This is a genomic window from Chitinophaga sp. (assembly GCF_036566945.1).
GTDB lineage: Bacteria > Bacteroidota > Bacteroidia > Chitinophagales > Chitinophagaceae > Chitinophaga.
Genome location: NZ_DATCVJ010000670.1, coordinates 1 through 4,931 on the forward strand (window position 1 = coordinate 1; position 4,931 = coordinate 4,931).

Consider the following 4,931-nt stretch of genomic DNA (forward strand, 5'->3'; position numbering starts at 1 on the left):
TTATCTTCATCCAGCTGGTATTTGTTGACGCTTTCGTTATAGGCTTTTAACGCATTGGATATTTTAACAATCGTATTGGTATTATGTGCCAGGTTGCCGGTGATGTTGATATTCAGGTTCCTGTTGCGATACGCATTGGCAGTAAGATATAATTCATATCCTTTATTGACCATATCTCCAAGATTGGCTTTATAGGTGGTATAGCCGGTAGAAGGAGAGAGGTTGATATCTGTTAAAAGCCCTTTGGTGAGCTTATTATAGTATACCGGGTTCACCACGAGGCGATCATGCCACAGTCCTATTTCCCCGCGTACTTCGTAGTTGTAGGTCTTTTGCCATTGCAGACTATTGTTGCCATAACCATTGAGTACAGCGCCTATGCCGGTAGAATACCAGTTGGCAGTTTGGTAGGAATACATGGTTTTAGCCAAATAGGGAGGAAAGTCCACAGAGCCGGTTACGCCATAGGTGGCCGCTATTTTTAAACGGGACAATGCGGTAGACATCTTCTGAAAAAAGGCTTCATTATGGATGTTCCAGCCGATACCTGCGGACCAGAAAGGCGCGTACCGTTTATCGGAACCGAAGGAGGAAGAACCATCCACGCGGAAAGCTGCATCCATCAGGTATTTATTCTGGTAGGAGTAGCTGCCGTTGAAGAAAGAGCCTATCAAACTGCTTTTAGGCACATCACCTTTGGGTGCTGAATTTTCAGCATAGGTTCTGGCAAAGCCAATATTGGTGAATTTATCGTTGGAGAAACCTCTTGCTTCAAAACCTTTATAATCGCTTTTAGAATAGGTAATATTAGTACCTAATACCGCATTTAACGCATGTTGACCCAGTTGTTTGTTGAAGACCATGCGAAGGTTTCCATCCATGCGGAGACTATTACTGCTGGAGTAGAAGTAGCTACCACGGTTGAGGATTTCGCTGGCTGGTGTTTCGAAAAATGTATTGCTGAAGGGCGACACAAAGTTATCGGTGGTGCTTTTGGTACTGTTCATACTCACTAACCCAATCAAACGAAGGGCTGGGTTGATTTTCCAGTCTACCGACAGTGCATCGATCAGTTCCAGGTAGGCAGCTTTATTGAAGTTGCCCAGCGACGCTTCAAACAGCGGATTATATACCGGTATGTTTTTGTATTGATCCTCGCCAGTCTTTTTCGTATCTACTCTCCAGTTAGCAATTTCACGGATTAGTTTTCCGTTCGCATCTGTCATTGGATAGTAGGGATTCATATTAGCATAGGTAGAGAAGCTGCCGTATTTGGAATTTTCTTCATTTACCTGTGTAATGGTGATTTCATTTTTGATGAGCAGGGTGCGGGTGGGATTGTAGTTAAAGCTCATGCCACCACTGTACCTGTCGCGGCCGGAGCCTTTCATCACACCCGGATTGGTTTGATAGCGGAGGTCGATGCCGTATCTGAAGGTAGAGTCGCCGCCTTCTGCATACATAGAATGTTTCTGGCCGTAGGTGTTTCTAAGTGGTTGTGAGAGCCAGTAGGTGTTGTAGCCACTCACTACATTTTTCAGTTTTGCGTAATACTGTTTATCTAAATCTTCCTGGTTATAGGCACTGCTATTACCGGAATCATATAAGCCGGCCAGTTTTTCATACGCCAGTTTATCGCTGGCGTTGAGTACATGATAGCCGCTGAGGTCCGGGGCGGTAGCGTTTAGTTCATAGTTATACGTTAAACGTAACTTACCGGGAATAGGTGTTTTAGTGGTAATCACGATCACACCGTTGGCGGCCCTGGAGCCATATACCGCAGTAGCAGCAGCATCTTTCAGGATGGTGATGCTGGCAATTCTGTTAATATCAAAATCCACTACTTTTTGCAGCGGTACTTCGAAGCCGTCCATAATAAAAACAGGGAGGTTATAGCTGCTGGACAAATTATTTCTATCCAGCACTTCTCCGTTCATGGAAGGCATGGCGGTAGAACCTCTCACATTGATCTTGGGCAATGCGTTGGGGTCGGAGCCGAGCAGGTTGTTTTCCGCAATTCTGAAGGAAGGATCAAAGGAGGCTAAGCCTTTCAGGATATTTTGGGGATTTAAACGTTTGAGTACGTCTCCCTGAACGGTGATGGCGTTACCGGTGTAGTTATCTTTTTTGATCACCTGGTAGCCGGTAATTACTACATCCCCCAGGGCGCTGGTATTGGGCGCCATGAGGATGTTGAGAAACGATTGGTTTTTGAGTAATATTTCTTTCCGTCGGAAACCGATAGAGGTAAACACCAGCACATCACCTGCGCCGGCCTCAATTTTAAAGAGGCCGTTTTCATTACTTTGGGTGTGTATGTTTTTGTTTTTAACGCTGATGGTAACCGCTATCATAGCGGAATGCGTGGCGCTGTCGGTGATCCGCCCGGAGGTGGTTCCTGATTGCAGCGGGTCTGCAGCAGCATCGATGTTGGCTGCTTTGTTGCTGATAACAATTGTTTTGTTAACAATCGTGTAGGTGAGCGTAAATTTGCTCAGGCAGGTTTTAAGTGCTTCTTCCAATGGCACATTTTTCAGGTTCACATCTTGTTTCAGCTCTTCTGTATTCACACTGCCTTTGTAAAAAAAGAGGTAGCCCGTTTGTTGTTTAATATCCCGGAAGATAGTTTCCAGGGAGGCATTTTTCCGGGAGATGGTTACATACCCGGAATCTGCTGCTGCTGCGGGAAATTGCAGGAGCAGGAGTAACAGCAATGCGGTAGTTAGTCTTGAGACTACATAAAAGAATCCCCTTACCCTTGTCTGTAAAGACAAAGGAGGACGATGAAAAATTAATTTCATGGTTGATATCAGATTAGTTGATAAAAAGTAGTTGGCTGATCATGCTTTATGGCAAGGCATGTCGCGTGCTTGTTGGCTTTGTTGTTAGTTAGATTTTGGTTACTGGTTGGTAAAGCATCCGATTCGTTTTAATAGTTTATAATTAGTGACAGTTAAGGGATAGCTATTAATTGCTTCCGTTTGAAATAGTTAAGACATGGCCGTTTAGGCTGAATGTAATATCGTTGATCGTTAAGATGGTCAGTACATCAGATAATGCGCTGCTACGGGATATTTCCCCCGAGAATTTTTCGGTGGTGATGTTTCCTTCATATTTTATATCAATATCATACCAGCGGCCTATTTGGCGCATGACGTATGGCAGGTCATCGTTTCTAAAAGAGAAGATATCGTTTACCCAGGCTGTTTCTTTTTCGGTATTGGCGACTACTTTATGCAGCGGGTTGTTATTGTCTCTGCTGGCAATTACCTGTTCGCCGGGTACAATCAAATACGATCCGTTGCTGGTGCTTACTTTAACAGATCCTTGCAGCAGCGTGGTTTTGATGGTGCTTTCATCCGTATACGCGTTCACGTTAAAATGCGTGCCGAGTACCTGTACGCGCTGTATCCCTGACTTTACCACAAAAGGTTGTTGGGCGTTGGATGTTATCTCAAAATATCCTTCTCCGTTTAAGGTTACTACGCGTTCCGGGCCGGTGAACCGGGTGGGATAGCTCAGGGATGACAGTGCATTGAGCCATGCGCTGGAGCCATCTGGCAGCGTTATTTTATACCTCACCCCTTTGGGTGTAGAAAAAGTATTTTCGGGCGCTTGCCCTGCTGCATTGGGCTGGTGGCCGGCATCGTATACAATGGCGCCATCTTTTGACCGGGTAATGACTACACCAGATTGCTTGGCAATTTCGCCCCGGGTGCTGTCGCTTAAATAAATGACGCTGCCGTCGCTCAGTGTCAGCGTGGGTTTGCCGGCAGCTGGTAAAGCTTTGTTGGCGGCATAAGTAGCGCTTTTGTCTGTATGCTTTTGTGTAGGCATAAAGTAATAAGCTACCACCCCAACGAGTATCGCTGCTGCGGCCACTTTACCTAACATCCGGTAGATATTGAATTTTGCCGGTGGCTGGCTATGCTGGTCAAGCTGCCGGTCGATATTATCCTTCATGGCTGCTTTCAGCGGAAGATATTCCGCCTCATTATCAGCAGTGATCAGGTCTTCGTTGGCTTCAAACAAATCAAAAAAAGTTTCCAGGAATTTAATTTCTTCCTCGCTGGCATGTCCCGTTCTATATTTTTTTAGAATAAGCTGAAAGTATTCCCTGTTTTTTTCGTGCATTTGAAACTGTTGTCAATGATAGGAGTCAAAAAGTAGGGGGACAGCCCATCCTCTTTAAAAAAATATTTTTCAGCCCGGTAAAATGGAGTGGCCAGGTATAGTGAAAGCAGGGTGGGAGGGCCGTTCTGGCAGATCCCCGGTTGCAGAAAGAAAAGTTGCCAGCTGCAATAAAACAAGCGATTGCCGGATTTTTGCCAGGGCTTTTCCCATTTGGTTCCTGACTGTTTTCACGGAAATATTCATTTGGTCGGCAATTTCCTGGCTGCTGAGTCCTGTGTGAAAACGCAGGTCGAAGATGATTTTTTGCTGAGCAGGTAATGCGGCCACCAGTTCTTTAAATGTTTCCAGAAACTCTTTGAACATCACCGCAGTATCTGCCGAACCATCGGTATTTAATTCCGTTAGTTCTTCCGGCAGCACCGCATATTTACTTTCTTTCTCTAATTGTTTAAATACCCCATTTCTGGCAGATACCTGCAAATAAGCAGGGAGGTTGAGGATAGGGGTTTTATTTTCCCTGGTCCAAAGTTGAATAAAAACATCCTGCGCAATATCCTGCGCCAGTTCTGTATTGCTGATTCTTTTATAGGCAGTATTAAAGACTTGTTTCCAGTATTTATTATAAAGCACGTCAAATGCAACCCTGTTCCCGTTGTTGAGTTTTGTCAGTAGTTCCTGATCGCTGGCGTTCACTATTTCATCATGACTCATAGCATAATATATTTACGAGACGGAAAATTTCAAATAACCCATAGGTGTCATGGCCATTTTTTGAATCTTAAACGAATTTTAAACAG

General features: G+C 44.6%; 3 protein-coding genes. All 3 read right to left on the minus strand.

Annotation, left to right across the window (positions count from 1 at the left end):
• On the minus strand, positions 1–2,801 hold a 2,801-nt coding region (locus tag VIP81_RS20405; RefSeq protein ID WP_331965472.1), incomplete at its 3' end, for a SusC/RagA family TonB-linked outer membrane protein.
• 166 nt (positions 2,802–2,967) lie between these two features.
• Entirely contained in the window at positions 2,968–4,134 is a 1,167-nt protein-coding gene (locus tag VIP81_RS20410) for a FecR family protein (RefSeq protein ID WP_331965475.1), read from the minus strand.
• A 69-nt stretch (positions 4,135–4,203) separates the two neighbouring features.
• Positions 4,204–4,845, minus strand: coding sequence for an RNA polymerase sigma factor (locus VIP81_RS20415; protein WP_331965478.1), 642 nt, complete (start codon positions 4,843–4,845; stop codon positions 4,204–4,206).
• Positions 4,846–4,931 lie beyond the last annotated feature (86 nt).

Coding starts and splice junctions, on each gene's coding strand:
- VIP81_RS20410 (WP_331965475.1), bottom strand. CDS start 4,134: ATGCACGAAAAAAACAGGGAATACTTTCAGCTTATTCTAAAAAAATAT.
- VIP81_RS20415 (WP_331965478.1), bottom strand. CDS start 4,845: ATGAGTCATGATGAAATAGTGAACGCCAGCGATCAGGAACTACTGACA.